This is a genomic window from Hymenobacter sp. (assembly GCF_031398885.1).
Lineage (GTDB): Bacteria > Bacteroidota > Bacteroidia > Cytophagales > Hymenobacteraceae > Hymenobacter.
Map to the genome: position 1 here is coordinate 1 of NZ_JANNOD010000117.1, position 26450 is coordinate 26450.

Genomic DNA, 26450 nt, shown 5'->3' on the forward strand with positions numbered 1-26450 from the left:
GCAAAATCCACCGCCTGGCCCACCGAAAAAGCCTTCAGCACCAGCAAGCCGGCTTCGCTCAATTCCTCGCACTGCGCGGGGGTTTCGTGGCCGTGCAGTTGCACCGCGCCCAGCCCAAACCGCTCGGCGGTAGCAAGGATGTCTTCCGTGGTTGCGTTCACGAAAACGCCCACCCGCCAGATGTTGGGCGGCAAAGCCCGCACCAGCTCCGGCGCCAGCACGTCGCCCACGAACCGCGGTGAGGCGGGCGCAAAAATGAAACCCAGCAAGTCCGGCCCCAGCGCGGCCACGTCGGCCAAAGCCGCCGCGTCGCGCATACCACACACTTTCACCAGCAGGCGGGCGGGCGGGGCCGGCGGCGGCGGCGCGGCCACGGCACCAGGCAAGCCGGCGGCCACGGCAAAATCGGGCAGGTTGGGACGGGGCGTTTTCATTTCATCATCTAGGCAACGGCGGCGAGCTGGGGCAGCGCGGCAATTTCCTGCACCAGGGCGGCGCAGGCCCGCTCGGGCCGGGCGTGGCGCATGAATGCCTCGCCGAGCAGGAAGCCAGAGTAGCCGGCTTCGCGTAGCTGGCCAATGGCCCGGGCGTTCGAAATGCCGCTTTCCGACACCTTCACAAATTCATTCGAAATGGCCGCGGCTAGGTCCAGCGAAGTGTCGAGGCTGAGGCTGAAGTCGTGCAGGTTGCGGTTGTTGACGCCGATGAGGTCCACGGCGTCGGCGAGGGCGGAGCGGCTCAGTTCGTCGGCGTCGTGCACTTCGAGCAGCACCTCCAGACCCAGCGAACGGGCCAGCCGACCCAGCGCCTTGACTTCTTCCGGCGTCAGGACGGCGGCGATGAGCAGCACGGCGTCGGCCCCGATGCTTTTGGCTTCCAAAATCTGGTACTCGTCCACCACGAAATCCTTGCGGAGTATGGGACAGAAATTAAATTTCCGGGCCGTCGTCAGGTCCTCATTCTTGCCACCAAAAAATTCCGTGTCGGTAAGAATGGACAGGCCCGCCGCGCCGGCCTGCATGTAGCCCAGCGTGGTGCGCTCCACCGGCGCGTATTGGTTAATCCAGCCCTTGGAGGGCGACTTACGCTTGAACTCGGCGATGAGGCCGCTACCGCCCGCGCGCAACAGGTACTTGCGCAACGACAGCGGCTGCGACCGGAAATACAAGCTCGTTTCGAGCAGCTTGGTGGGCACAAGCTCGCGGCGACTGGCCACTTCTTTCCGCTTGTGCGCCACGATGGTTTGAAGAATGCTGGACATGGCGCTTCGCTGATTGAAGTGAGAAGTGGGAAGTGAAAACGGGAATGCAGGAATGAAAGACTAAAGCCAGTTAATTCTTAATTGTTAATTCTTAATTGATTTCAAGCATGGTTTCGAACGCCCGCCGCGCCGCGCCCGAGTCTAATGACTCGCGGGAATGAGCCAGGGCCGTTTCCCAATTCAAGCCCGGGCGGGCGCACTGCAGGGCCAGGGCGGCGTTGGCGGTTACCACGTTGCGCTGGGCCGCGGTGCCGTGCCCGTCCAGCACGTGCTTGAACAGCTCGGCGGCGGCGGCGGTGCTGCCCCCGGCCAGGTCGGCGGCGGCGCAGGTGGCCAGGCCCAGGGTTTCGGCGGTCAGCAGGCGCTCGCCTTCGAAGGACGACACCACCTTGGCCGGACCGGTGAGGGCCAGCTCGTCGTAGCCGTCGAGGGCGTGCACCACGGCGTAGCGGGCGCCGGTGGGCTGCATGAGGTAGTGGTAGAGGCGCTGCAACTCCAGGCTGAACACGCCCAGCAACTGCGCGGCGGGCCGGGCCGGGTTCACCAACGGGCCGAGGATGTTGAAGAAGGTGCGCAGGCCCAGCTCGCGCCGGATGGGCCCGGCGTGGCGCATGGCCGGATGAAACGCCGGCGCGTGCAAGAAGCAGATGCCGGCCTGGTCCAGCTGCCGCCGTAATTGGTCGGAGCCGGCCTCAAAATCGTACCCGAAATGCGCCAGCACGTTCGAAGCGCCTGACACCGACGAAACCCCAAAATTGCCGTGCTTGGCCACTTTCGTCCCGGCTCCGGCCACCACAAAACAGGCCAGCGTCGAGATGTTGATGGTGTTTTTGCCGTCGCCGCCGGTGCCCACGATGTCGAGCACCTCGTGGGTGCCCAGCTTCGGGTCGCGGCTCAAGTCGAGCAGCGCCTGGCGGAAGCCCGCCAGCTCGGCCACTGTGATGGGCCGCATCCGGTACACGGCCAGGAAGGCGGCGGTTTCGGCCGGGTTGGCGCCGCCCTCGCCCAGCTGGCGCATGGCGGCGTGGGCCTCCGCGTGGGTCAGGGGCTGGTGGTCGAAAAGCTTGGTGAGAATCTGTTTCATTTAGTTGACAGTTGTTCGTTGTCAGTTGTCAGGCTGTGCGACGTCGATTGCTGGCACCTGCCTAACAACTGACAACGAACAACTGTCAACTGCTTCAGCTCAACCAATTTTCCAGCATCTTGGCGCCGTGCTCGGTCAGAATGCTTTCGGGGTGAAACTGCACGCCCCGCACGTCGTACTCGCGGTGGCGGAAGGCCAGGACTTCGCCGTCCGCATCGCGAGCCGTTACTTCCAGCGCGGCCGGCATCGACTCGGGGCGCACGGCCCAGGAGTGGTAGCGCCCCACCTGAAACCGCGGCGGCAGGCCGGCAAAGAGTCGTTCGTCGGCCACGGTCACTTCGGCTTCGTGGGCCACGCCGTGCAGCACGGCGGGGATGTTGTAAAGCTCCGCGCCGAAGCTTTCGGCCAGGCCCTGGTGGCCCAGGCACACGCCCAGGATGCGCTTGGTGGGCGCGTACCGCTTGATGATGGCGGGCATCAATCCCGCTTCGGCGGGGATGCCGGGGCCGGGCGAGAGCATCACGGCGTCGTAGGCATCCACGGCTGCGAGGGGCAGCTGGTCGTTGCGCGTCACGGTCAGGCGGGGGCCGTGGCCGAGCTCGCGCAGCAGGTGCACCAGGTTGTAAGTGAAGGAGTCGTAGTTGTCGAGAACGAGGATTTTCATCTTAAGTTGTCAGTTGTTGTTTGTCAGTTGTCAGGATATTTTGAGGTCATCAATTGCCGATAAAATCTGACAACTGACAACCAACAACTGACAACTAATTCGCTTCGGCCGCCCGCAACGCGGCGCGGAGAGCCCCCAGTTTGTGGTGCACTTCCTCCAATTCCGACTGCACGTTGGAGGCCGCCACCACGCCCGCACCGGCCTGGAAGTAGAGCTGGTTGCCGGTGCTCAGAAACGAGCGTATCATGATGGCGTGGTTGAAGCTGCCGTCGAAGCCCAGATGGCCCAGGCAGCCGCCGTAGTAGCCGCGGGCGGTGGGCTCCAGGCCATCAATCAGCTGGATGGCGCGGTGCTTGGGCGCGCCCGAGAGCGTGCCGGCCGGGAAGGTGTCGGCCACCACCTGCAGGGTGTCGGCACCGGCGTCGAGCTCGGCCGTGACGTGGCTGACGAGGTGGATGACGTGCGAGTAGAACTGAATTTCGCGCAGCGTGCGCACCTGCACCCGGGTGCCGTGGCGGGCCAGGTCGTTGCGGGCCAGGTCCACCAGCATCACGTGCTCGGCGTTTTCCTTGGGGTCGGCGGCCAGGCGCTGGGCGGCGGCGGCATCGGCGGCGTCGTCGCCCGTGCGGCGGTAGGTGCCGGCAATGGGGAACAGGCTGGCCTCGCGGCCCTGCACCAGCACCTGCGCTTCGGGCGAGGAGCCGAAAATTTTGTAGTCGCCGTAGTCGAAATAAAACAGATACGGCGAAGGATTAATGGAGCGCAGCGCCCGGTACACGTTGAACTCGTCGCCGGCAAAACCCTGCTGAAACCGGCGCGAGAGCACAATCTGGAACACGTCGCCGCGCAGGCAGTGGGCCCGGCCCTGGGCGAGGCGCGCCAGAAACTCGGCGTCGGTCTGGTTGCTCTGCTCCTCCCCCGCGGTGGCAAAACCGAAGACCGGCACGCTGGGGTTGCGCACCAGGTTTTCGAGGCGCGCCAGGCCATCTTCTCCTTCCGCATTTTCGCCGGCCACGCCGTGCTCAAACAAGTGCAGCTCCTGCCGGAAATGGTTGAACGCAATGACGTAGCGGTACACGCCGTAGCGGATGAGGGGCACGTCGCCGGCCGGCACCTTGGCCGGGTTTAGGGCCACGTCCTCGAAGCTTTGCACGGCTTCGTAGCCGATGTAGCCAAACAAGCCGGTGCTGATAAAGGGCAACCCGGGGGCCGACGCATCCGGCACGAAGGCCGCGGCGAACCCGCGCAGCTTGGTCAACGCCTCCCGCGGCTGGGCCAGGGTTTCGCGGCGGGCCGGGGCTCCGGGAAAGGACTGCCGCAGCTCGCCGCCGCGCCGCAGCTCGAACGTGGCCAGCGGCTCGCACACCAGGTAGCTGAAGGCGTTTTGTTGGCCGTGGTAGTCGGCGCTTTCCAGCAGCAGGCAATTCGAGTACTGGTCGCGCAGGCGCAGATAAAGGCCGACCGGCGTCACGGTGTCGGCCAGCAGGCGGCGGGTGCGGGTGGTGAGTTGGTGGAGCACGAAAGAAAAAAGGGAGCAGACAATGCGGTGCGGGCACCGCGGTAAAAAAAATGCAAAAAGCCCGGCGGGACGGCCGGGCTTTTCGTGTTCAACAGCAAAATCGAGGGTGACTTCGCTAGGCGCACAGGCAGGCAGGTCCGATGTTTCGGAGCGGCCACCACCAAGCCTGGGAAGTACAGTGCGGGTTCATATTCTTGCTCGTCGTTTTCAAATTTTTCGAATGACGCGGCGCAAATATAATGCGCCGTTGTTGAAACACCAGCACACAACACTCATTTTTTATGCGAAGCTCACAGCGTTTTTTCACCATTGCTATTGATTTCACAAACCTGCTGGCCGCCTGACTGAGTCATTTTTCACCGGCCGCCATTCCCGGCTTAGCCGCCCCGAACAGGCATTGCTACGTCGCCGGAAACTCCCGCCGCCAAAACTACTCCCGGTGCTCCCCGTCGGCCGGCGCGTGAAACGATTGGTTGGCGGCCGGCACGCCCTGGCGGCGGAGCAGGCCGCACCAGGCGGCCATCAGCGGCAGCATTCCGACTCCTTGGGGTCCGCACAGGAAATAGAACCGCGCCGTGGGCGCGGCGGGGTGCATTCTGGCAAACGCTTTCAGCGAGTCGTGGCACACCCAGCACGCCGGCGAGAAACCCCCACCCGGCCGAACACGCGCGGGTACTTCAGGGCCGCGCACACCGAAATCAGCCCGCCCAGGCTGGAGCCGGCCACCCCGGTGTGGGCCGGGCCGGGTGCGGTAGCGGGCGTTGATGCGTCTATGCAGGGCTTTGAAAAAAGCCCTGCCGGCTTAGAAGCTGTTTGAATTAGCCTTTGGTCGATGTAGAGCCGCATCCTTGCGTCTCGGCGTTGTATGAAATTGGGCGAACAGCGCGTACGACGAGACGCAAGGATGCGGCTCTACATCGTCCTCATGCGGCCAAGAAATACCCTAAACAGCTTCTTAGCGAACGGTTTCGCCGCTGCCGGCGCCGCGCTCGGCCGGTTCCATCCTGCGCAGCGTGTACACGGCCCGGACCGAGTCCACCCCCGGCAAGCCGTTGGCCTGGAAATCAAGCACGGCGCCCTTTTGCTGCGGCCCTTTCACGAAGTGGCGGTACTCCTCCGCCGATTCGCGCACCACGTACAGCACGCCCGACGCGGGCACCTTGAGCCGCGAAAAGAAGCTGCGGCCGTCGCCCACGGGGCGCAGGGTTTCTTCGGCCGCGGCACTGCTGCCCAGCAAGCGGTATTTTTTCACGTCGCGGCCCGGCAGCGCCAGGTTGCCCAAGCCATCCACAAACACTTCGCGCCGGGCCATGAGCTGTTCCAGGTCCAGGGTTTTGAGCAGGCCCAGGTTTTCTTCGGACATGATGAGCTGCTGCACCGACTTGCCCGGGGCAGCTTCTTCGTAGTAGACCAACACCGGTTTCTTCAGCTTGATTTTCCCCATCACCGTGGCCGGGGAAACGTCGTCGTCGTTGCCCGCCCGCTGCGCAGTAACGAATGCACCGGAAGAAGTCTGCCGGCTTCTTCCCCGGGCGGGCGCCGCTTTGCTTTTGCCCCTGGGGGCGGGCTTGCGCGAGCCGGGCCGGGACTGGGCCACCGCGCTGGCGAGGGAGCCGGCCAGCAGCAAGGCAAAAAGCAAGGCGAGCTTTTTCATTATTTTGAGGAAAAGCCAAAAGTAACGAGCATACCACGGCGCCGCAAGGTGGCCTTGCGGCCCGGAAAGGCACCTTGGGGCCATCTAAAAGCAGCCAGCAACGGGGAGAAAAGGGGCCCTGCCGCGAACAATTACGGCGCCAGGAATCATCATTTACTAGCATTGCACCCAGCGCCCGCATCAGCTGTTCAGCGGCTGTTCCAGGGGCGAAGCCGCAGAAAACCAACCGAAAGCAGCAAGAAATATCGGGGAGCCAGACCAGAAAAATTGCGGGAGAATCCCAATGTGGTTATCGGACTGATTACGCAATCTTTGCAATCCATTCTGACGCTCTCCCGTGGTGCTTACGCTGGAAACCGGCCGCCCGCAACTCATCCATTTGTCAATCAACCGATTTATTATTCTTCAACTTACTTTTCGCCAAGAAACGCGCGGCGACCTGGCAAATTAATACCGCGTTAGGCCCGGCTTATAAATGTGGCATTGTGCGTCTGCCAAGGGCTTTAGTGCTGTATTTTTAGGTAACTTGCAGCCCTGGTAATGCTCCCACTTTAAAATTTTCCCCACCCACTTTTCCCACCAACTCTGTTTCCCATGAAACACCCTTATTTAGCGAAACTACTGTTTCTGCTTTTGCTCGCGGGTTTTGGCTGGCCTTCCGGGGCCTTCGCCCAGACCGGCTCCGTGAGCGGCCGGATTACCGACGAAAAAAACGAAGGCATTCCCGGCGCCACGGTCCTCATTGACGGCACCACGCTGGGCAGCTCCTCCAACTCGGACGGCACGTACAGCATCCAGAGCGTCCCGGCCGGGCCGCAAATCCTCGTGGTTTCGTTTGTGGGCTTCAACTCCGTGCGCCTCCCGGTGACGGTGGTGAGCGGCCAAAATGCTGAGGTCTCCACCACTTTGAGCGAGAACGCCACCCAGCTCTCCGAAGCCGTGGTGGTGGGCTATGGCACCCAGCGCCGGCAAGACGTGACCGGCGCCGTGGCCACAATTGATTCCCGGCAATTTGTGCAGGGCCAGGTAACAAACCCCGAGCAGCTCATTCAGGGCAAGGTGGCCGGCGTGACCATCACCTCGGCGGGCGGCGCCCCGGGCACGGCCTCCACCATTCGCATCCGCGGCAGTTCGTCGCTCAACGCCAACAGCGACCCGCTGTATGTTATCGACGGGGTACCGGTGGACAAGAACGGCGTTAGCGGCGCTTCCAATCCGCTCTCGCTGATTAACCCCAGCGACATCGAAACCTTCACCGTGCTCAAGGATGCCTCGGCCACGGCCATTTACGGCAACCGGGCCTCGGGCGGGGTCATCCTCATCACCACCAAGAAAGGCCTGCAAGGCGAGAAGCTGCGCGTGGAGCTAAACTCGCAGATGGGCGTTTCGACAGTGGCCCGCCGCTACCAGACGCTCTCGACCGGCGAGTTCCGCAGCCTAGTGGAGGCCAACGGCGCGCCTTCACAGGCGGCCACGCTGGGCATGGCCGACACGAACTGGCAGGACGAAGTTTTCCGCAACGCCGGCACCTTCGACAACACCGTGAGCCTGCTTGGCAGCGCGGCCAATGTGCCGTTCCGTGTTTCCTACGGCAACCTCTCCCAGGAGGGCATCGCCATCACCAACAAGCTCACCCGCAACTCCGGCTCGGTGAGTGTGAGCCCCACCCTGCTCGACAACCACTTGCGCATTGACGTCAATGCCAAAGGCAGCGTGGTGGACAACCGCTTCGTAGATTACCCCCAGCTGGCCGTGGCCGCTCTATATGATCCCACCCAGCCGGTGACCTCGGACGAGTCGCGCTTCGCGCGCTTCGGCGGCTACTACCAGTTCCTGAACCCCACCAGTGGCAACACGCTGGGCAATGCTCCGGGTAACCCGGTGGCCGCGATTAACAACCGGCGGGACATCAGCACCGTGAAACGGCTAATTGGCAACGTGCAGCTCGATTACAAAATCCACGGCATCGACGGCCTGCGGGCCAACCTCAACCTGGGCCTGGACTTGGCGCGCACTCGTGGTAGCAGAAGTTTTGCCCCCACTGACTTTGGCAACTACAACCCTGACTCGGCCGAGCCGGGCCTGAATGGTAGGTACGAACAGTATTCGCAGGACAAGGACATGCGCCTGCTCGAAACCTACCTGGCTTACGGCAAGCAGCTCGGGGGCACCAAATTTGACGTGCAGGGCGGCTACGCTTACCAGACCTTCGAGCGGCAGGGGCCGAACTTTTTGAACTACCGCTCGGACCGTACCACGCTCATCAATGCGGATGATACGCTGGCCGTGCCGTTCTACTACAGCAAGCTGGTGCTGGTGTCCTTCTTTGGGCGGGCCACGGCAAACGTGAAAGACAAGTACCTGCTGACAGCCACCTTGCGAAATGACCAGACCTCGCGCTTCGGTGAAGACTACCGGAGTGGCTGGTTCCCGGCCCTGGGCCTGGCCTGGCGCCTCAAGAACGAGGGTTTCCTGAAAGACAACACCACTTTCTCGGACCTGAAGCTGCGGGCCGGTTACGGCCGCACAGGCCAGCAGGACTTGGGCAATAATGATAATCCAGGCTATTACGACACGCAACCGCGCTACGCGCCGGGCACTTCCGGTTCGCAGGTTCTCTTCGGCAACGCGCCCACGGGCTTTATCTCGGGTCCGCAGGGCTACAACAGCACCTTGACCTGGGAAACCACCAACACGTACAACGCCGGCCTGGACCTGGGCTTTTTCGATAACCGCCTTACGGCGACCATCGACGTATACCAACGCACGGCCAGTGACTTGCTGGCCAGGGTGAACACGTCGGCCGGGTCCAACCTCACCGACCGGCTCGACGCCAACATTGGCTCGCTGCGCAACCGCGGCATCGAGCTGGGCCTGAACTACGGCGTGCTGCGCTCGGAAAACCTGACCTGGGATGTGAACGTGAACGGGGCCTACAACGTGAACAAAATCACCGACCTGGGCCTGCAGCCGGCAGACTTTCCCGGGTACCAAACCGGTGACATAGCCGGCGGCACTGGCCTCACCATTCAGTCCAATGCCGTGGGGCAACCGGTTAATACCTTCTACGTGTTTCAGCAGGTGTATGGTCCCGACGGCCGGCCGGTGCAGGGCCTGTACGTTGACCGTAACGGCGATGGCGACCTCACGAACGACTTCTACTATTACAAGCAGCCCGCCCCACTCGTGACGTTGGGCTTTAGCTCGAACGTGGTGTATAAGAAACTCGTCTTGACCTTTACTCTGCGCAGCAACCTGGGCAACTACGTTTATAACGGCAACGCCGCCGACTTGGGCAACTACGCCAATACCCAGGGTTCGACCGGCTTTGTTAACAACGTGGCCCCCGACGTTCGCAACACGGGCTTCACCACCCAGCAGGTATACTCGGACTATTACATGGAGAACGCCTCGTTCCTGCGCTGCCAGAACATCTCCCTGGGCTACAACGCGGGCAAGGTGCTCGGCGCCTCCACCCTGCGCATCACCGGCAACGTGCAGAACCCTTTCGTCATCACCGACTACACCGGGGTCGACCCGGAGATTCCCAACGGCATCGACAGAAACTTTTATCCCATCGCCCGCACTTATACGCTTGGCCTGGCACTCGGCTTTTAATTCCCACCACTCATGAAAAACGTATTATTCCGTGGGTTAATAACCCTCACCCTGGGTACGGCCCTGACCGGCCTCAGCACTTCGTGCACCAAAGACCTGGACCAGTCGCCGAAATACGAGCTGACGCCCGACAAGGTGTACGTGGACCTGGCCGCTTACAAAAAGGTGCTGGGCAAGCTTTACGGCGGTTTTGCCCTCACCAGCCTGGGCGGCGCGAGTGGCGCGAGCGACCTCACCAGCATCGATGGCGGCACCGGCGACTACCTGCGGCAGCTGTGGAGTGCCCAGGAGCTGACCACCGACGAGGCCGTGGTGGCCTGGGGCGACCCGGGCATCCAGGATTGGCACAACATGAACTGGAATGCCAATAACCCCTTGATTCGCGGCATCTACAACCGGTGCTACTACGAAATCGCCATCTGCAACGAATTCATTCGGGAGTCGTCGGATGATAAGCTCAACAGCCGCTTGGCGGGCACTGAGGCGGCGCAAGGCCGGTTGTTCCGGGCCGAAGCCCGTTTTCTGCGCGCCGTTTCCTACTCTCACGTAATTGACTTGTTTGGCAACGGCCCCTTCGTGACGGAAGCCGACCCAGTGGGCATCAAGCCGCCGCCGTACTACACCCGCCAACAACTCTACAACTTTGTTGAGAGCGAACTGCTGGCCCTGACCACGGAATTGGCCCCTGCCCGCTCCAACGAGTACGGCCGCGTGGACCAGGCCGCCGCGCACGGCTACCTGGCCCGGCTATATCTGAATGCCGGCGTGTACACGGGCACGCCCCAGTACGCCAAGGCCGCCGAACAAGCCAAGAGCGTGATTGACGCCGGCTATTCACTTGTGACCACGGCCAGCTCGGCATCGTCGGCTTACGGCCGCAACTTTTTGGCCGACAACAACGTGGGACCGGCCACTACCGAAATTATCTGGCCGGTGATGTTCGATGTGACGCGCACCCAAACGTTTGGAGGCACCACCTTCCTGGTGAACGGCTCCACCAACGGGGCCAGCGCCGGATGGCAGCGGTACGTGGGCGAAACCACGGGCTGGGGCGGCATTCGCTCCACCCGCGCCCTCTTCGACAAGTTTTTTCTGCTGGGGGGCGACACCACTGTTGACCGCCGCGGCCGGTTCTGGCAGGTTGGCCAAACGGTGGAAATCAACGACCTCCGCCAGTTCACGCAAGGGCTGGGCGTGACCAAGTACCGCAACGTTAACTCGGATGGCGCCGCTCAGGGTGGGGCCCTGAATTTCTCCAGCGTCGACTTCCCCATGCTACGCCTCTCCGACATGATGCTCATCTACGCCGAAGCGGCCGCGCGCGGCAACGCCAACCGTGCCACGGCCCTGGGCTACGTGAACCAGATTCGGGCCCGCGCCTTCAACAACGCGCCCGGCAGCGCCATCTCCGACGCGCAGATGACGACCGACTTCATCCTAGATGAGCGCTGCCGGGAGCTGCACTGGGAAGGCCTGCGTCGCAGCGACCTCATCCGCTACGGCCGCTTCGTGGAAAGCACCTACCTCTGGCCTTGGAAAGGGGGCGTGGCCGCGGGCCGCGGGGTAGACGCCAGATACCTGTTGTTCCCGATTCCGTTATCCGATATCACGGCTAACCCGAACCTGCAACAAAACCCCGGGTACTAAAACCCGTTGCCGCCGGCGCTGCGTTGCTGAGCCGGCGGCAACGACAGTCTTCACTTTAACCATTAAATTGTTATGAGCAATCGATTCTCCAAAACAATGGGCGCATTGGCCGTGATGGCCATCGGCTTCACTGCTTGTGAAAAAGATGAAATCCGCACCACGGCCCAGTTCGGCGCCGAGCCAGTGCTGACCGCTAGCACCACCAACGCGGGCACGCTCTTACGCGCCGACGCGGAAAAGCTGGCCGTCACCTTTTCCTGGAACCCTTACACGCTGGCGCTATCGGATAATTCCGCGCCGGTCTCGCTGGTCACCTATACCTTGCAGTTTGCCAAGGCAGGCACCAACTTCGCTGCGGTACAGGAAGTTACCGCCGAAGGACCGGCTGCCTCGTCCCTGGCCCTTAAAACCGTGGATTTGAACACCGTGCTGCTTGCGCTGGACCTGCCCTTTGGGCAGTCGGCACAGGTGGACGTTCGCCTCAAAACTTTTGTTGCAAATAACATCGCTACGCTGTTTTCCGCGACTTCTACGCTGACTGCGGCCCCTTACGATAACTGCGTGGCTCCCAGCACCGACACTTGGGGCTTGGTTGGACCCGCCGGTGACGGCTGGCCCGGCGCCACCGCCACCGACCGTACGATGACCTACGATTGCAAAGCCCGGGCCTACGTGTTGCGCACGACGCTAAATGCGGGTGACTTTAAGTTTCGCAGGAACAAGGACTGGGCCGTGAATTTAGGAGCGTTGACCAAACCAATAACCCCGGGTGCCGCAAGCACCCCCCTCAAGCTTAGTGGGGAAGACATGACCATCACGACGCCGGGCACCTACACCATCAAGCTGGCGGTGAACGTCAGCGCCGGCGCCGTTACCGGCGGCACCCTTACCGTCGTTCCCTAACTAGCTAGGTCCGGAGCTCTTAGGACTCATTGCAACCACCAAACAAATAAAGCCGCTGGCGTGCCAGCGGCTTTATTTGTTTGGCACTTTCTGTTAGTGAGGTTTATGCACGGCGCTTGAAAGCAACCAAGTCCATTGCGCCACCAGCAAGGCGAAGGTTTCAACAATGTGTTTTAACGTGTTCCGGCCCCAGGCCTGCCATTGCATGAGATTATCCGCGGCGGGTTGTGGAACGGCACCGGTACGACGAAGCCCTATGCAATGCACGAGTTTGTTGCCGTCGGGGTTCAAGGTTTTTGACACAGAAAAAAGTACTTCGCACTTTCCTCATCAAAAAGCCGGGACGCGCTGGATTGCCTTTTGGCTATTATAGGGCTGAGGTCAACTTTCTGCAAAAGAAAAAACACAAAACAGGCCCCGCCGCGTTCGCGGCGGGGCCTGTTTTGTAGTGATAACGCGGAGGGAGCTTACAGCACCATCACTTTGCGGGTGGCCACTTTGTCGCCCACTTGCACGCGCACCAGGTAGGTACCGGCCGCCACGTTGGCGGTGCTCACCACCTTGCTCTGCACGCCGGCCGGCTGGATGCCGTTGGCCAGCACCTGCACCTGGCGGCCGAGCAGGTCGGTCAGCGCGATGTTCACGTTTTCGGAGCGGCTGCCCACGTTGTACGCCACGGTGGCCACGCCATTGGCGGGGTTGGGGTACACGCCCACTGCCAGGGCAGCAGCGTCGGCGGCTTTGGTGCCCAATGTTACGCCGCCGGTGCCCAGCGCAATGGTTGCAGCCTGACGGTCGGGTAGCGTGGTGAAATCAAATGCACCCGTGGCCAAATTGCCGCTATTTGTCATGGCAGGCAGGGGAGCGGAAGTCTGCGGAATGAAGTCAGTCGACATGTAACCGCCATCACCCCCGTTTTGTATCACGAACAGCGTCACCGCAGGCGTACCGACGAGGCCAGCTGCGGTGCGGTCCAGCTCAATTTCCCAACCGTAGGAGCCTACGCCGCCGTAGGAGGCACCGGTGTTGGGCGTGGTATTGCCGGGGTTGTTAGAGATGCCAGGCATGGCAGCCACCCGATAAGAAATCCGGGCACCGGTCAGTCGGGCGTACTCGCCGATAGTGGTGGTGGGCGATAAGGACAGGGGCGCGCCCGAACTGAGAACCGGGGCGGCCGTGGTGGTGAGCTTAGCGGAACTGCCGACTGTGGCCGAGGTGTAAGCCGCGCCTTCAATCTGATACCCAGTGGTGCCTTCGGAACGCACGGCCAAGGCCAGGTCGGCGGCCATGTCCAGCTTAGCTGTGACTTTCTCAAACGATGTGGTGGCCGCACCAGCCGGGAGGGCCGTGCCAATGGGTACTCCGGGAGTGGCCGGCAGGTCCATATATAGTTGGAAAGCGTTGCCGTTGGCTTCCAAGGTGCCACCGACAAAAATGTACAGCTTGGTGGCCGTGCTGGCGGCGTACAGGCTAAGCAGGCCGGCGTCGCCGAACCCGCGGGGGTTAGTGTATTTGCCTAGCAGCACATAATTGCCGGCTGTTACTTCGGGGGCCGTTAGCTGCCCGTCGAGGGTTACTTGCGCTTGGGCGCCGAGGGCGCCCGCCGCCAAAACGCCGGCCGCCGCGAGGGTAAAGATTTTTTTCATGACGATGAAAATTGAATTGGGAAAAGGTGAGAAGGGTTTGCCAAACCCCGCCGCGCGCTTCGAGGGCCGGGCCGGGAATACGGTAAAAGTAGTGATTCGCACGGTATCACCTACGTTTTGCAGATGTTTTGTAAAAAAAACTTCCCGCCGCAGAAAAACTCACGCTCCGTCGTTGGCTGATGGTTTTTGTATTTCCCGCCGGATTCTCCGCTGCCCCCTTACTTTCGTCGTCCTTCCCAACTCAATCCCCGCTTTATGATTCTGATTGCCGACGGCGGCTCCACTAAGTGCAACTGGTGCCAGCTCGACGAGGCCCGCAACCGCGTGTATTTTAATACCGAAGGGTACAACCCCGATTTCATGGACACCGCGGCCATCGCGGCTTCTTTGGCCCAGCACCTCCCCGACACGCTGCCCCGCGAACAGGTGCGCGAAGTACATTTTTACGGAGCCGGGGTGTCCTCGGCTCAGAAAGCGGAAGTCATCGCAGCGGCGCTTCGGCAGGTGTTTCCGCGGGCCAAAGCGCGCGTAACCGAAGACCTGTTGGCCGCGGCCCGCGCCCTGCTGGGCCGCAAGCCGGGCTTCGCCGCCATTCTGGGCACGGGCACCAACTCCTGCCTGTACGATGGCAAGAAAATCACTTACAACGTGGACTCGCTCGGCTATTTTCTGGGCGACGAGGGGTCCGGGTCGTTCTTTGGCAAGCGGCTGCTTCGCGACTACCTCCGGGGCCTGCTGCCCGACGGGCTGCAGGAGATTTTCCGCGACACTTACGCCCTGGGCTCGCGCAACGACATCCTGGACCAGCTCTACAACCAGCCGCTTCCCAACCGGTACCTGGCCGGCTTCGCCAAGTTTGCTTACGACCACAACAACGTGAGCTACTGCCGCGACATCGTGCTGGAAGGCTTTGAGGCCTTCTTTCACAATCTGGTTCTGCACTACCCGCGCTTCCAGGAGCACTCGTTCAACTGCGTGGGCTCGGTAGGCTACAATTTTCGCGACGTGCTGACGCAAGTGGCCCGCGGACACGGCATGGAGGTGGGCAAGATAATCCGTTCGCCCATCGATGACTTGGTAACATTTCACGAGCAAGAGTAACCCTCTTCTAACGAAAAGCACAGCTTCCGAAGACTAATTAAAACAGCTTTTGCCCGAAAACAAGGCACTTTTACCTGGGGCGGTTCTCCGCTCGGGGTACCACCAAGGCGTGCCACCCGGCCTCGTGTCCGGCATGGAAAAGGCCCGGCTCTGAACAGAGTCGGGCCTTTTCCGTGCCGGGCAAAGCAGGTGTAACCTGCCATTGCCCGGCGGGCCGTTGCTGGGCGTCGTTTATTCCACTACCAGCCGCAGCGTTTGCTGCCGGCTCTCGGCGCGGAGCTGCAGGATGTACACGCCGGCCGCCAACTGGCCCAGCGCCAATTCGCGGCGGCGGGCCCCGGCGGCTTCACGGGCGACGGGCTGACTGAGCACGGTTTGCCCCAGCACGTTGCGAACGGTTAGTTGCACGGGCCCGGCGGCGGGTAATTCGTACTGCAGGGTGGTGGTGCCGCGGGCCGGGTTGGGGGCCGCGCTCAGGCGCAAGGCATTGGCCGTCGCCTGGCCGCGGCGAGCGGCTAAAGCGACGCGGGCGATGCGCCGGCTGGTGTACACGGCAAAGTCGCCGGGGTTGAGGGTGAGCAAGTCGCGGGCGCCCACCACGTTGATGCTGTCGCCGGTGAGGTAGTTGTACCACTTGCCGGCGCGCTGAAACTCGGGGTCAATCTGGTCGCCAAACAGGCCGAAGTTGCCCACTACCGTCACCTCCAGGTTGGGGCCGGTGAGGTGCATCGACTTCGACTGCCCACCGAGCTGGTAGGTGAACGCCGCGGTGCTGTAGCCGGGCAGCTTGCGCAGGGCAATGAGGTTGGCGTAAGTATCGCGCAGCTGCCGGCGGTTGGGGTCCTGGAAGTAGTTCCACAGGATGGGCTTGGCCCCGGTGCGGCCATTCTGGTTGATGCTGATGTCGTAGCCCAGCTCGCCAAACTGCCACACCATTTTGGGCCCCGGGATGGGCAGGAAGAAGGCGGCGTTCATCTGCATGCGCGCCAGGGCGGTGGGCAGGTTCTTGATGTCGTAGCCCGCGCCATTATTGAGGCCCGAGGTCAGCGCTTCGTACACCAGCCGCTGCTCGTCGTGGCTTTCCATGTAGGTTACCAGGCCGGGCTGCTGCCAGCCGCGGGCCACGTAATAGCCGCCGGTGAAGTTCGCGTTGCTGGCGCGGCCCACGCTCGCTTGCACATAGGCGCCGTGCAGGTTGCCCCAGAGCATCATGCCGGCGTTAGAAAGCACGGTTTCCTCGTTGTTGTCGGCAAAGTGCTCCAGGATGACGTAGGTGCCGGGCCGGGTGGCCTGCATGTGGTTGTTGTAGTCGTTCCAGATGTTGATGCGCGACTGGTCGTAGCGGCCCCAGGCGCCGACGTCGTTGCCCGAGTTCACCTGAGTGAAGCCCTTGCTCAGGTCGAAGCGGTAGCCGTCGATGCGGAACTCGTTGACCCAGAAATCCATCACGTTTTTGCTGTAGGTCCTCGTCAGTGCGCTTTCGTGATTGAAATCGTAGCAGACGTTGAACGGGTGGGTGGCCGTGCGGTTGAACCACGGGCTGTTGGCGGCGGGGTTGCCGTTGTCGAAGTACATCTGCACCATGGGGTTCTGGCCGCAGGCGTGGTTGAGCACCATGTCGAGCACCACGGCGATGCCCCGGCGGTGGGCCTCGTCGATGAAGGCTTTGAGGGCGTCCTTGGTGCCGTAGTACTTATCGACGGCAAAGTGAAAGCTCGGATTGTAGCCCCAGCTGTCGTTGCCCTCGAACTCGTTCACCGGCATCAGCTCAATGCAGTTCACGCCCAGGCGCTGGAGGTAGCCCAGCGTGTCGCGCAGGGTGGCGTAGTCGTGGCGGGCGATGAAGTCGCGGATGTGCAGCTCGTAAATCACCAGGTCGGACTTGGCCGGGCGCGTGAAGTTGCTCACCTGCCACACGTAGGGCGTTTGGTTAGACTGGAACGTGGCCATGATGCCCGTCTGGCCAGCCGGGTAGCGCAGGCCCGGGTACGTAATGGCCGGAATAAACCGGTCGTTGTTGGGGTCGAGCACCTTTTCGGTGTAGGGGTCGGCCACGCGCAAGGTGCCGTCGACGAGGTACTGGTAGGCGTATTCCTGGCCGGCGGTCAGGCCGTTGAGCTGCACCCACCACGTGTTGCCGTCGGGGGTTTTGTTCATGTAGCCCGCGTCCGTGGCCTGGAAGTTATTGAACTCGCCCACAGCGTACACAAACTGCTTGCCGGGGGCGGTGAGGGCCAGGATGACCGACGTGCCCCCGGGCAGGTAGGTCACGCCCTCGCGGGCGCCGGCGGGCAGGGCGGCCACCGTCACGGCGGGCCGCACCACCAGAATCACCGAGTCGGAGACGGCCGTGGCCCCGGTGCCGGCGGTGAGCTTGAGCACGTTGGAGCCGGCCTGGGTGGGCGTGACGCTGCCGCTGATGGTGGTGGCGTTGGTGGCCTGCGCAATCGGGGCGCCGTTGAGGGTCAGCACCAGGTTGGCGGGCTGGGCGCTCTGGCCCGTTACGGGCAGGGCCACGTTGGCCGCCACAAACTGCGGATTGGAAACGCGCGCGGGCGCGGTGATGCGCACGGCCGGCCCGCCCTGGTACACGTCGATGAAGATGTCGCCGCCATCGGCCGCCCGGCCCACCTGGTTGCCCGCGGCGTCCTTAAAAATCATGCCCAGCCGCAGGATGGTTTCGTTGGCGGGCACGGGGTAGAAGGTGCGGGGCGTGAGGGTGATGTGGTAGAGGTTGGGGTTGGCGGCGTCGCGGGTCATGAGCGCGGCCGGGTCGGCCTGGCCGAAGCTGGGGCTTTTCACGTTGCGCCAGGTGGTGTTATTGGGGCTCAGGTTGGTCACGGTGCCCGTCCAGATGTAGACGTTACCGGTGAAGTTGTTCAGGCCGCCGTTGCCCTGGCTGGCGTCGAAATCGAGGGTGACCGGGGTGTTTTCGGTGAAGAAAACGGGCTGGGTGGTCACCACCTGCGCCTGGGCGGTCCAGGCCAGCAGGGTCAGGAGCAGGGTGGTGAGGCGTCGAAATGGTTGCATTGAATAAATTTAGTGAGTGGGAAGATTACGTACGAGGGGAGCACCGGGCGGCCGCAGACTTGCGGCCCCGTCGGAATAACGACCCGCAAGATACAACCGGCCAGCATCCGCCCGGCTGCCTCCGCCGTACCTTCGCGGCCCTGTTCCGGTCTGCATGACGCTTGTTTCCCCCTGTTTAGTTTCGTCGCACCAACGGTGTTTCGCAGGTGCGGCGGTGGCTTTTCTGCTGGCGTTGTCACCGCCAGCGCGGGCGCAAGCGGTTCCCTGGGCCGGCGATGCGGCGCAGGCCACCCTTCCGCTCCCGCCCCAGGCGCCCTTCGATTCCGTGGCCGCCCGCAGGCGCCGCCTGCGCCTGCTGGTGGGCGGCTCGGCCCTGGGCTACGGCGTCATTTACACCGGCCTCACCACCTCCTGGTACACCGGCGAGCGGGCGCCCCTGCGCTGGTTCAACGACCTGCCCGAGTGGCAGCAGCTCGACAAAGCCGGGCATTTTTGGGGGGCGTTTCAAATCAGCCGCGGCGCGGTGGACATGCTGCGCTGGGCCGGCCTGAGCGAGCGGAAGGCCATTTGGTACGGCTCCTTCGTGGGCTTCGCCATTCAGAGCCCGCTGGAGCTGCTCGACGGCCGCGACCCGGCCTACGGCGCGTCGGCCACCGATTTGGCGGCCAACTTCATAGGCTCCTCGGCCTTGCTGGCCCAGCAGCTGGCCTGGCACGAGGTGCGCATCATGCCCAAGTGGTCGTTTCGCCTCACCGGCTACGCCGCGCGGCGGCCCAACGTGCTGGGCCGCACGGTGCCCGAACGGTGGCTCAAGGACTACAATGGCCAAACGTACTGGCTGTGCACCGACGTGGGCGCTTTTCTCAGGCCCGGCAACCACTGGCCCCGCTGGCTGCAGCCCGCCGTGGGCTACGGCGGCGAAGACATGGTGTACAACGACGCCGATACCAACGCGGCGGCGGGCCTGCGCTCCTACCGGCAATACTACCTGTCGCTGGACGTGGATTTGCGCCGCATTCCCACCCGCAGCGTATTGTTGAAAAAGGTGTTTTACACGCTCAGCATCTTCCACCTGCCGGCCCCGGCCCTGGAGTACAACGGACGCAACGGTTTCCGCTTGCACGGACTCTACCAGTGACCACGGATTGGTCGGATGCTGGATGCCGCACGGATGCCACGGATTTTGTGGCTGGCGCGAATGGCTGAAACGCCGCGGTGGCCGCACCAACGTATTCAGGACTTCCGCAAACGTCTCGAACCTTAAGAAGCTGTTTGAATTAGTCGTTGGTCGATGTAGCGTCTCGTCGTTGAATGAAATTGGCCGACCTGCGCGCACGACGAGACGCAAGGATGCGTCTCTACAGCGTTCTCATGCCGCCAAGAAATAACTCAAACAGCTTCTAAGTCTCACCAGATTATCAGACGTGCTACCAGACGCAGTACCAAACACTGAGGAATCGTTCTGGCGTGAGGGAACGTACTTTTGCAACCCCGCTGCTCGACCGAGTGCGAAAGTGGAGGCACGGAGCGTCCACAAAATCCGTGGAATCCGTGCCGCATCCGACCAATCCGTGATATTATGAACGTAGGAGACAGAGTGCGCCTGCTCACCGGCACCGAAGAAGGCATCGTGACCCGCCTGCTTGACAATGAGCTGGTGGAAGTAGCCATCGACAACGACTTCACCATTCCCGTGCTGCGGCGCGAAGTGGTGGTGGTGGCCCCGGAAGAAGGCAACAATTTCAACCGCGCCGCCCCCGACTACGGCCCGGGCCAAACGCCCGGCAAAAACGCCAACGCCAGCAAGAAAGACCGCAGCCAGCTCCGGCCCGCGGCGCCCAAGCCCGCCCCGCCTTCCCTGCAAGAAGCTCTGGCCGCCGTGGCCTCCAGCGGCGCGGGCGTGGCCAAAATCGGCGGCCCGGCCACTGCCGGCAGCAAGGCCGCGCCCGCCGCCAAGGGCCTGTTCCTGGCCCTGGTGCACCAGTCGCCCGAGCTGCTGGGCGTCACGCTCATCAACAACACCGAGGCCGACGTGCTGTATACCTACGGCGAGGAAACCAGCGCCCGCCCCTACCGCGCCCTGGCCGCCGACAAGCTCGGCCCCAAGGCCAGCACCAAGCCCCTCTCCTTCCTGCACATGAAGAATTTTGAGACCTGGCCCGCCGTCGTTTTTCAGCTCCTGCCCACCCGGCTCAACGGCGAGGCGGCCTACGAGGTAATTACCAAGCGCCAGGGCTTTAAGGCCAGCACATTTTATGCGAGCCAACGCCCCGCGCCGGTCATCGGCAAAGACGCTTACCTGTTTCAGCTCGATGAGCGGGCCGCCGCGGCCATTGCCCCGGCACAGTTGGCCCAGGAAGCTCCGGTGGCGCCCGCGGTGCCGGCCGCGCCCGGCGGCGTGGACGTGGCCGCCCTCAAAGCCCAGCTCAGCGGCGACGCGCCCGCCAAGCCCGCCGCCGTGGTGGCCGCCGCCGCGCCCGCCCCGGCCGCGCCGGTGGTGGCGCCGGCCCACGAGTTCGACCTGCACCTGGAAGCCCTGCGGCCCGACATCAAAGACGAGCTGTCGAACACCGCCATTCTGCGCCTGCAGCTCGACGCGTTTGAGGACGCGCTGAGCCGGGCGCTGGCCACCAACATGCACGAAATCGTGTTTATCCACGGCATGGGCAATGGGGTGCTGCGCAAGGAAATCCACCGCCAGCTGAGCCGCAACAAGGACATCAAGTTCTTCGAGGACGCCCGCAAGGAAAAGTTCGGCTTCGGCGCCACGCTGGTGCGGCTGAAGTAGCTCTTCGCTACGCATGCTGCACGTAAATAACCGTCATACTCATCTGGCGTCCGCGCAGCCAAAGCATCTCTACCGCAGCAGCAATCCAGCTACGTGGATTGGGTTGCGCAGCAGAGGTGCTTCTGCTGCGCGGACGCCAGATGAGCATGACGTTCTGTGTTTTAGTGTTTTGACCAAAAAGCTGTCTGGATTAGCCTTTGGTCGATGTAGAGACGCATACTTGCGTCTCGTCGTGAGCGCAGTTCGGCCAATTCCGTTCAACGACAAGACGCAAGGATGCGTCTCTACATCATCCTCATGCCACCAAAAAATAATTCAAACAGCTTCTAATTGATTTTTTAGCGTCCCCCGTTGCTTTCTATGCATCTCCGTTTCCTGCTGGCCTCTCTCTTGTTCTCCCTACCTGCGTTGGCCCAGCCGCCGCTGCCCGTCCCGCGCAACCTGCAGGCCACTTATGCCAAAGGCACGCGCGCCGAAACCGGGCAGCCCGGACCCAAGTACTGGCAGAACTCGGCCGACTACGACCTCCAGGTCAGTTTCGACCCGGCCACCCGGCGCATCGCGGGCACGGCCGCCATTTTGTACTCCAACAACAGCCCCGACTCCCTGCGTGAAATCTGGTTCAAGCTCTACCCCAACCTCTACCAGAAGGGCGCCCCGCGCGAGCGCGCCATCCGGCCCGAGGACCTGAGCGAGGGCATCAGGATTGAGCAGCTGACCATCAACAACCAGGCGTTCGACGTGGCCCAGCTGGCCATCAACGCCACGAACCTGACGGTGCCGCTGCGCCGCGCGCTGGCTCCCGGGCAGCGGGCAACGGTGCAGGTCACGTACTCTTACACCCTGAACCAAGGCTCGCACCAGCGCACTGGCGAGGTGGCGCCCGGCGCCGCGTTCGTGGCGTACTTCTTCCCGCGCATTGCCGTGTACGACGACATCGACGGCTGGAACAAGTTTCCCTACAACGGCTCGCAAGAGTTCTACAACGACTTCGGCACCTTCCGGGCCGCCATCACCGTGCCGCGCAACTTCGTGGTGTGGGCCACCGGCGACCTGAAAAACGCCGAGCAGGTGCTAACCAAAAAATACGCCCAGCGCCTGAGCGACGCCGAGCGCAAAGACGCCGTAGTCAGCATCATTTCGGCCGTCGAGGCCCAGGCTCAGAACATCACCGCGCCCAATGCCACCAACACCTGGCGCTTCGAGGCGCAGAACGTGACGGACTTCGCCTTCGCCACCGCCGACCACTACGTCTGGCAGGCCACGAGTTTGGTGGTGGACCCCGCCACCCGGCGCCGCACCCGCGTGGATGCCGTGTACAACCCCGTGCACCAGGATTTTGAGGAAGTCATTCAGTTTGCCCGCAAAACGGTGTACGCCATGAGCTACACCTTCCCGAAGTGGCCCTTCCCCTACGCCCACGAAACGGTGTTCGACGGACTGGACCAGATGGAGTACCCGATGATGGTGAACGACAACCCCACCGAAACCCGCTTCGACGCCATTACCCTCACCGACCACGAAATCTTCCACACGATGTTCCCCTTCTACCTGGGCATCAACGAGACGAAGTACGGCTGGATGGATGAGGGCTGGGCCACCATCGGCGAGTGGGTTATTTCCAGCCTCATCGACCCGGCCGTAGACGACGACTACGGCATCAAACCCTACGCCCAAGCGGCCGCCACCGAGCTGGACGTGCCCATCGTGACGCTCACCACCCAACAAAACGGCGCGGCCCTGTTCCTCAACTCCTACCCTAAGCCCGGCCTGGGCTACCTCTACGTGCGCGACTTGCTCGGCGACGAGCTGTTTACCAAAGCGCTGCACACCTACATCCGCCAGTGGAACGGCAAGCACCCCATGCCCTACGACTTCTTCAACTCGATGAACGCCGGGGCCGGCCGCAACCTCAACTGGTTCTGGCAGCGCTGGTTCTTCGACGGCGGCTACCCCGACCTGGCCATCGCCAGCGTCACCAAAACCGCCGCCGGCTACGACGTGCTGGTGCAAGCCAAAGGCCGCAAGCCCGTCCCGGTAGACCTCACCGTAACCTTCGCCGACAACTCCACCCAGAAAATTCACCGCAGCATCAGCGTCTGGGAAACGGGCGCCACCTCCGTCACCGTGCCCGTCGCCACCAAGCAGCCGGTGACGCGCGTGACGCTGGGCAGCACGCTGGTGCCGGATAGTTTTCCGGCGGATAATGTGTGGGAGGGGAAGTAAGCTGAGCCCCCGCGGGGCGGCATATCGGTAGGCACACGAACCTGCGAAGGTTCCAAAGCCCCCGTGGGGCGACATTCGTTGAATTGAGTGTCGCCCTGCGGGGGCTCTACCGTTTTTTATTTTTCCTTTGCTACCAATATGCCGCCCCGCGGGGACTCTTTCAGGCAGTCTTTTCTTTTTTGAAATGGCCAACACTTACACCCAGATTCACTTGCAAATTGTGTTTGCGGTGCAAGGCCGACGCTCGCTTATTCCAGCCGTACACGCTCAAACTCTCTACCAATACATCACCGGCATTGTCAGCCAGCAGGGCCAAAAGCTGTTGGCCATCAACGGAATGCCGGACCACCTGCATCTGCTCATTGGCTTGCGCCCGGACAAGGCGCTATCTGACTTGATGCGCGAGGTGAAAGCCAACTCGTCCAAATTTATCAACGAGCAGCGCTGGCTTCCCGGCAAGTTTTCCTGGCAAGAGGGCTTTGGCGCGTTCTCCTACGGGGCATCGCAGTTGTCACAGGTCATAAATTACATCGAACGCCAACCGGAGCACCACACCAAACGGACTTTCGCGCAGGAATACGAGCTGCTGTTGCAGCATTTTCGCATTGAATACCATCCGGCTCACGTGTTTGCTCCAGCTGAGGACGTGACCTGATTGCAGGGCCGAGTGCCGCCCCGCCGGGGCTTGGTTGTCTATCTCCGCCTCTCGCTACCGACGTGCCGCCCCGCGGGGGCTGAACGAACGCACGTGGCGCTTACCTTTGCCCGCAGTGATGGGTCGCCCCACCGCGGCGCCAAACGCAAGAATGGCGACGAGGAAAGTCCGGGCAACGCAGAGCACCCTGCTTCCTAACGGGAAGGACCGGCGCAAGCCGGGACAGCCAGTGCCACAGAAAATTACCGCCTTGCTGGGGGCTTGGGGTCTTGGGAATTTAGGGACTTGGCTTGTTCAACGACAACCAAGTTCCCAAGACCCCAAGCCCCCAAGACCCCAAAGAGGTAAGGGTGAAAAGGTGCGGTAAGAGCGCACCAGCGGGCGGGTGACCGGCCCGGCTGGGTAAACCTCAGGGGTTGAAAGACCAAATAAGCTGGTACGCCGGCGCTTCTTCGGAAGCCTCGGCACCGGGCGGCTCGTCCGGCGCCAGCGGGTAGGTTGATGGAGCCTTTCGGCAACGACTGGCCTAGATAAATGGTGGGGCAACTGCTTCGGCAGTGGACAAAACCCGGCTTACAGACCCATCACCGGTCATCAAAAAGGCCCCTCTGGTACCAGAGGGGCCTTTTTGCATCTGCACTCTACGGAGCCTGCCAGCCGTCCCCTGGGCCAGCCGGATGGTTATAACGCGTTCCTTTGAGGTACACGACTTTGCGCAAGGATGTCACTTCGGCAGCATTTACGGCGGTGGCTTTGTTGCCGAAGTTTTGGCGCACGTAGGTCAGCACGTCGGCTATCTGCTGGTCGGTGAGGAAGTCCATCGGGGGCATCGCGCCGCTGTACGGCTTGCCCTTGATGTCCCGGTGCTGCATGCCCATGAGCACGGCGAGCACCATCTTGGGCCGGTCGCCCAGCACCTCGTTGGTGATGATAAGGGGCGGGTGCAGGCCCTCCACGCCGGTACCATCGGCTTGGTGGCAGCTCAGGCAGTGCTGCGCATACAGCGCTTTGCCCCGGACCAGGGAGGCGGCAACGGCCGGGGACGGCTTGGCTTTGGGCAGCGGTTTTTTCTGCGCGAAGACGGGCGAGCTAAGTCCGGCCAGCACGAGGACAAGGGCGAGAAACTGCTTCATAAACGTGCCTGCTGGTGGTTGTGCATACCGCAAATGGTGCCCTCGCCGTCGTCGGATACCCAGGGTGGGCAGCCAGGCCCCTGCCCCTGGGGCAGTTCGTGGAATAGCTGCCGTGTGAAACGCATTTCTGCTACAGCCGAGGGGCCAATGCCCGGCCGGCGCGGGGAGACGGCGAATATAAGCGCCGTCTGGCGGCCGATTGGACGGCCATGTTTCGTGCCCATGGCGCCGCTTTTTGCTACCTTCGCTCCGCTGCATTTGCACCCCATCGTATTCCACCCCGCATGCCCCGCATCCTCATCATCGACGACGAACGCGCCATCCGCAACACGCTGAAAGAAATTCTGGAATTCGAAAGCTACACCGTCGACCAGGCCGAGGACGGGCCCGCCGGCCTCGACATGCTCATTCAGCAGAAGTACGACGTGGTGCTCTGCGACATCAAAATGCCCAAGATGGACGGCCTCGAAGTGCTGGGCCGCGCCCAGGCCATGGGCACCGACGCCGCCTTCATCATGGTATCGGCCCACGGCAGCATCGACACGGCCGTGGAAGCCACCAAGAAAGGCGCCTACGATTTCCTGTCCAAGCCCCCGGACCTCAACCGCCTGCTCGTGACGGTGCGCAACGCCCTGGACCGCACCAAGCTGGTGAGCGAAACCAAAACCCTCAAGCGGAAGCTCTCCGTGACGAAAGGCTCGGCGATGGTGGGCTCGTCGGCCGCGCTGGGCGCTGTGCGCAAGGCCATTGAAAAAGTGGCCCCCACCGACGCCCGGGTGCTGATTACCGGCCCGAACGGCGCGGGCAAGGAAATGGTGGCCCGCCAGCTGCACGAGCTCAGTCAGCGCGCCCAGGGGCCGCTGGTAGAAGTAAACTGCGCCGCCATCCCGTCGGAGCTGATTGAGAGCGAGCTGTTCGGTCACGAAAAAGGCTCGTTTACTTCGGCCGTAAAGCAGCGTATCGGCAAGTTCGAGCAGGCCGACGGCGGCACGCTGTTCCTGGACGAAATCGGCGACATGAGCCTCTCGGCCCAGGCCAAGGTGCTGCGGGCCTTGCAGGAAAACAAAATCACCCGCGTGGGCGGCGAGAAAGAAATTTCGGTGAACGTGCGCGTGCTGGCCGCCACCAACAAAAACCTGATGCAGGAAATCGCGGACCGCAACTTCCGCGAGGACCTGTACCACCGCCTCTCGGTCATCCTCATCCAGGTGCCGGCCCTCAACGACCGCCGCGACGACATCCCCGAGCTGATTCAGAAGTTTCTCAACGACATTGCCCTCGATTACGGCAACAAGCCCAAAAAAATCGAAGGCGCGGCCCTTGAATACCTGCAGGGCCTGGACTGGCGCGGCAACATCCGCGAACTGCGCAACGTGGTGGAGCGCCTCGTAATCATGAGCGACGACACGATTTCGGAAGCCGACGCGCAGGCGTTTGCGGGGAAGTAGAAAATCACACCTTACAGTAAAATAGCAGCCTCAGAATTAATTAATTCTGAGGCTGCTTTTTTACTGTAAGAAA

At 62.4% G+C, this 26450-nt stretch carries 20 protein-coding genes, 1 other RNA gene and 1 pseudogene; 10 read left to right on the top strand and 12 right to left on the bottom strand.

The window, feature by feature from the left end; genetic code table 11:
• The 8 genes and pseudogenes from RMO51_RS21050 to RMO51_RS21085 form a co-directional block, all read right to left on the bottom strand.
• Window positions 1–434: pseudogene (locus tag RMO51_RS21050) on the bottom strand (phosphoribosylanthranilate isomerase); the annotation flags it as partial.
• 8 nt (window positions 435–442) lie between these two features.
• On the bottom strand, window positions 443–1261 hold the full coding sequence (gene trpC, locus RMO51_RS21055; protein ID WP_310397957.1) for an indole-3-glycerol phosphate synthase TrpC: 819 nt from the start codon (window positions 1259–1261) through the stop codon (window positions 443–445).
• Window positions 1262–1352: 91 nt separating this feature from the next.
• Window positions 1353–2345 carry an anthranilate phosphoribosyltransferase gene (gene trpD / locus RMO51_RS21060; protein ID WP_310397958.1) on the bottom strand — a complete coding sequence of 331 codons (993 nt, stop codon included), beginning with the start codon at window positions 2343–2345 and terminating at the stop codon, window positions 1353–1355.
• Between the two features lie 94 nt (window positions 2346–2439).
• Window positions 2440–3009: an aminodeoxychorismate/anthranilate synthase component II gene (locus RMO51_RS21065; RefSeq protein WP_310397959.1), complete on the bottom strand. Its 570-nt coding sequence runs from the start codon at window positions 3007–3009 to the stop codon at window positions 2440–2442.
• A 94-nt stretch (window positions 3010–3103) separates the two neighbouring features.
• A complete protein-coding gene (locus RMO51_RS21070) occupies window positions 3104–4528 on the bottom strand; it encodes an anthranilate synthase component I family protein (protein ID WP_310397960.1) in 1425 nt (474 codons plus the stop codon).
• 430 nt (window positions 4529–4958) lie between these two features.
• Window positions 4959–5123, bottom strand: a complete 165-nt coding sequence (locus RMO51_RS21075; RefSeq protein WP_310397961.1) for a hypothetical protein — start codon at window positions 5121–5123, stop codon at window positions 4959–4961.
• Window positions 5124–5137: 14 nt separating this feature from the next.
• Window positions 5138–5374: an alpha/beta hydrolase-fold protein gene (locus tag RMO51_RS21080; RefSeq protein ID WP_310397962.1), complete on the bottom strand. Its 237-nt coding sequence runs from the start codon at window positions 5372–5374 to the stop codon at window positions 5138–5140.
• Window positions 5375–5483: 109 nt separating this feature from the next.
• Window positions 5484–6182, bottom strand: coding sequence for a hypothetical protein (locus RMO51_RS21085; protein WP_310397963.1), 699 nt, complete (start codon window positions 6180–6182; stop codon window positions 5484–5486).
• A 594-nt stretch (window positions 6183–6776) separates the two neighbouring features.
• On the opposite strand from RMO51_RS21085, the gene RMO51_RS21090 reads away from it, so the two are divergent.
• The 3 genes from RMO51_RS21090 (at window position 6777) to RMO51_RS21100 (ending at window position 12350) form a co-directional block, all read left to right on the top strand.
• Window positions 6777–9800 (top strand): SusC/RagA family TonB-linked outer membrane protein, encoded by a 3024-nt coding sequence (locus RMO51_RS21090; protein ID WP_310397964.1) that lies wholly within the window; start codon window positions 6777–6779, stop codon window positions 9798–9800.
• A gap of 12 nt (window positions 9801–9812) precedes the next feature.
• Entirely contained in the window at window positions 9813–11447 is a 1635-nt protein-coding gene (locus RMO51_RS21095) for a RagB/SusD family nutrient uptake outer membrane protein (RefSeq protein WP_310397965.1), read from the top strand.
• 96 nt (window positions 11448–11543) lie between these two features.
• Window positions 11544–12350: a SusE domain-containing protein gene (locus RMO51_RS21100; protein ID WP_310397966.1), complete on the top strand. Its 807-nt coding sequence runs from the start codon at window positions 11544–11546 to the stop codon at window positions 12348–12350.
• Window positions 12351–12443: 93 nt separating this feature from the next.
• On the opposite strand, the gene RMO51_RS21105 is transcribed toward RMO51_RS21100, so the two are convergent.
• A complete protein-coding gene (locus RMO51_RS21105) occupies window positions 12444–12653 on the bottom strand; it encodes a hypothetical protein (protein WP_310397967.1) in 210 nt (69 codons plus the stop codon).
• 164 nt (window positions 12654–12817) lie between these two features.
• The gene (locus RMO51_RS21110; protein ID WP_310397968.1) at window positions 12818–13996 is read right to left on the bottom strand and encodes a T9SS type A sorting domain-containing protein; all 1179 of its coding nucleotides are present in this window, start codon (window positions 13994–13996) and stop codon (window positions 12818–12820) included.
• 255 nt (window positions 13997–14251) lie between these two features.
• Between RMO51_RS21110 and RMO51_RS21115 the strand changes: the two genes are divergently transcribed.
• Window positions 14252–15097 (top strand): N-acetylglucosamine kinase, encoded by an 846-nt coding sequence (locus RMO51_RS21115; RefSeq protein WP_310397969.1) that lies wholly within the window; start codon window positions 14252–14254, stop codon window positions 15095–15097.
• 231 nt (window positions 15098–15328) lie between these two features.
• Here the strand turns inward: RMO51_RS21115 and RMO51_RS21120 are convergent, their stop codons facing one another.
• Window positions 15329–18127 (bottom strand): alpha-amylase family glycosyl hydrolase, encoded by a 2799-nt coding sequence (locus tag RMO51_RS21120; RefSeq protein ID WP_310397970.1) that lies wholly within the window; start codon window positions 18125–18127, stop codon window positions 15329–15331.
• 325 nt (window positions 18128–18452) lie between these two features.
• On the opposite strand from RMO51_RS21120, the gene RMO51_RS21125 reads away from it, so the two are divergent.
• From RMO51_RS21125 to rnpB, 5 genes are all read left to right on the top strand, one after another.
• Window positions 18453–19265: a DUF2279 domain-containing protein gene (locus RMO51_RS21125; RefSeq protein WP_310397971.1), complete on the top strand. Its 813-nt coding sequence runs from the start codon at window positions 18453–18455 to the stop codon at window positions 19263–19265.
• Window positions 19266–19706: 441 nt separating this feature from the next.
• On the top strand, window positions 19707–20915 hold the full coding sequence (locus RMO51_RS21130; protein ID WP_310397972.1) for a Smr/MutS family protein: 1209 nt from the start codon (window positions 19707–19709) through the stop codon (window positions 20913–20915).
• Window positions 20916–21275: 360 nt separating this feature from the next.
• Entirely contained in the window at window positions 21276–23141 is a 1866-nt protein-coding gene (locus RMO51_RS21135) for a M1 family metallopeptidase (protein WP_310397973.1), read from the top strand.
• Between the two features lie 184 nt (window positions 23142–23325).
• The gene (gene tnpA / locus RMO51_RS21140; protein WP_310397974.1) at window positions 23326–23796 is read left to right on the top strand and encodes an IS200/IS605 family transposase; all 471 of its coding nucleotides are present in this window, start codon (window positions 23326–23328) and stop codon (window positions 23794–23796) included.
• A 115-nt stretch (window positions 23797–23911) separates the two neighbouring features.
• Window positions 23912–24388: RNase P RNA component class A (rnpB, locus tag RMO51_RS21145), an RNA gene on the top strand.
• 49 nt (window positions 24389–24437) lie between these two features.
• On the opposite strand, the gene RMO51_RS21150 is transcribed toward rnpB, so the two are convergent.
• Window positions 24438–24929: a cytochrome c gene (locus tag RMO51_RS21150; protein WP_310397975.1), complete on the bottom strand. Its 492-nt coding sequence runs from the start codon at window positions 24927–24929 to the stop codon at window positions 24438–24440.
• A 284-nt stretch (window positions 24930–25213) separates the two neighbouring features.
• Between RMO51_RS21150 and RMO51_RS21155 the strand changes: the two genes are divergently transcribed.
• Window positions 25214–26377 (top strand): sigma-54 dependent transcriptional regulator, encoded by a 1164-nt coding sequence (locus RMO51_RS21155; protein ID WP_310397976.1) that lies wholly within the window; start codon window positions 25214–25216, stop codon window positions 26375–26377.
• Window positions 26378–26450: the final 73 nt, after the last annotated feature.

What these genes read in the sequence shown, in the direction of transcription:
- trpC (WP_310397957.1), bottom strand. Translation starts at nt 1,261, where the DNA reads ATGTCCAGCATTCTTCAAACCATCGTGGCGCACAAGCGGAAAGAAGTG.
- trpD (WP_310397958.1), bottom strand. Translation starts at nt 2,345, where the DNA reads ATGAAACAGATTCTCACCAAGCTTTTCGACCACCAGCCCCTGACCCAC.
- RMO51_RS21065 (WP_310397959.1), bottom strand. Translation starts at nt 3,009, where the DNA reads ATGAAAATCCTCGTTCTCGACAACTACGACTCCTTCACTTACAACCTG.
- RMO51_RS21075 (WP_310397961.1), bottom strand. Translation starts at nt 5,123, where the DNA reads ATGCACCCCGCCGCGCCCACGGCGCGGTTCTATTTCCTGTGCGGACCC.
- RMO51_RS21080 (WP_310397962.1), bottom strand. Translation starts at nt 5,374, where the DNA reads ATGCGGCTCTACATCGACCAAAGGCTAATTCAAACAGCTTCTAAGCCG.
- RMO51_RS21085 (WP_310397963.1), bottom strand. Translation starts at nt 6,182, where the DNA reads ATGAAAAAGCTCGCCTTGCTTTTTGCCTTGCTGCTGGCCGGCTCCCTC.
- RMO51_RS21090 (WP_310397964.1), top strand. Translation starts at nt 6,777, where the DNA reads ATGAAACACCCTTATTTAGCGAAACTACTGTTTCTGCTTTTGCTCGCG.
- RMO51_RS21095 (WP_310397965.1), top strand. Translation starts at nt 9,813, where the DNA reads ATGAAAAACGTATTATTCCGTGGGTTAATAACCCTCACCCTGGGTACG.
- RMO51_RS21100 (WP_310397966.1), top strand. Translation starts at nt 11,544, where the DNA reads ATGGGCGCATTGGCCGTGATGGCCATCGGCTTCACTGCTTGTGAAAAA.
- RMO51_RS21110 (WP_310397968.1), bottom strand. Translation starts at nt 13,996, where the DNA reads ATGAAAAAAATCTTTACCCTCGCGGCGGCCGGCGTTTTGGCGGCGGGC.
- RMO51_RS21115 (WP_310397969.1), top strand. Translation starts at nt 14,252, where the DNA reads ATGATTCTGATTGCCGACGGCGGCTCCACTAAGTGCAACTGGTGCCAG.
- RMO51_RS21120 (WP_310397970.1), bottom strand. Translation starts at nt 18,127, where the DNA reads ATGCAACCATTTCGACGCCTCACCACCCTGCTCCTGACCCTGCTGGCC.
- RMO51_RS21130 (WP_310397972.1), top strand. Translation starts at nt 19,707, where the DNA reads ATGAACGTAGGAGACAGAGTGCGCCTGCTCACCGGCACCGAAGAAGGC.
- RMO51_RS21135 (WP_310397973.1), top strand. Translation starts at nt 21,276, where the DNA reads ATGCATCTCCGTTTCCTGCTGGCCTCTCTCTTGTTCTCCCTACCTGCG.
- tnpA (WP_310397974.1), top strand. Translation starts at nt 23,326, where the DNA reads ATGGCCAACACTTACACCCAGATTCACTTGCAAATTGTGTTTGCGGTG.
- RMO51_RS21150 (WP_310397975.1), bottom strand. Translation starts at nt 24,929, where the DNA reads ATGAAGCAGTTTCTCGCCCTTGTCCTCGTGCTGGCCGGACTTAGCTCG.
- RMO51_RS21155 (WP_310397976.1), top strand. Translation starts at nt 25,214, where the DNA reads ATGCCCCGCATCCTCATCATCGACGACGAACGCGCCATCCGCAACACG.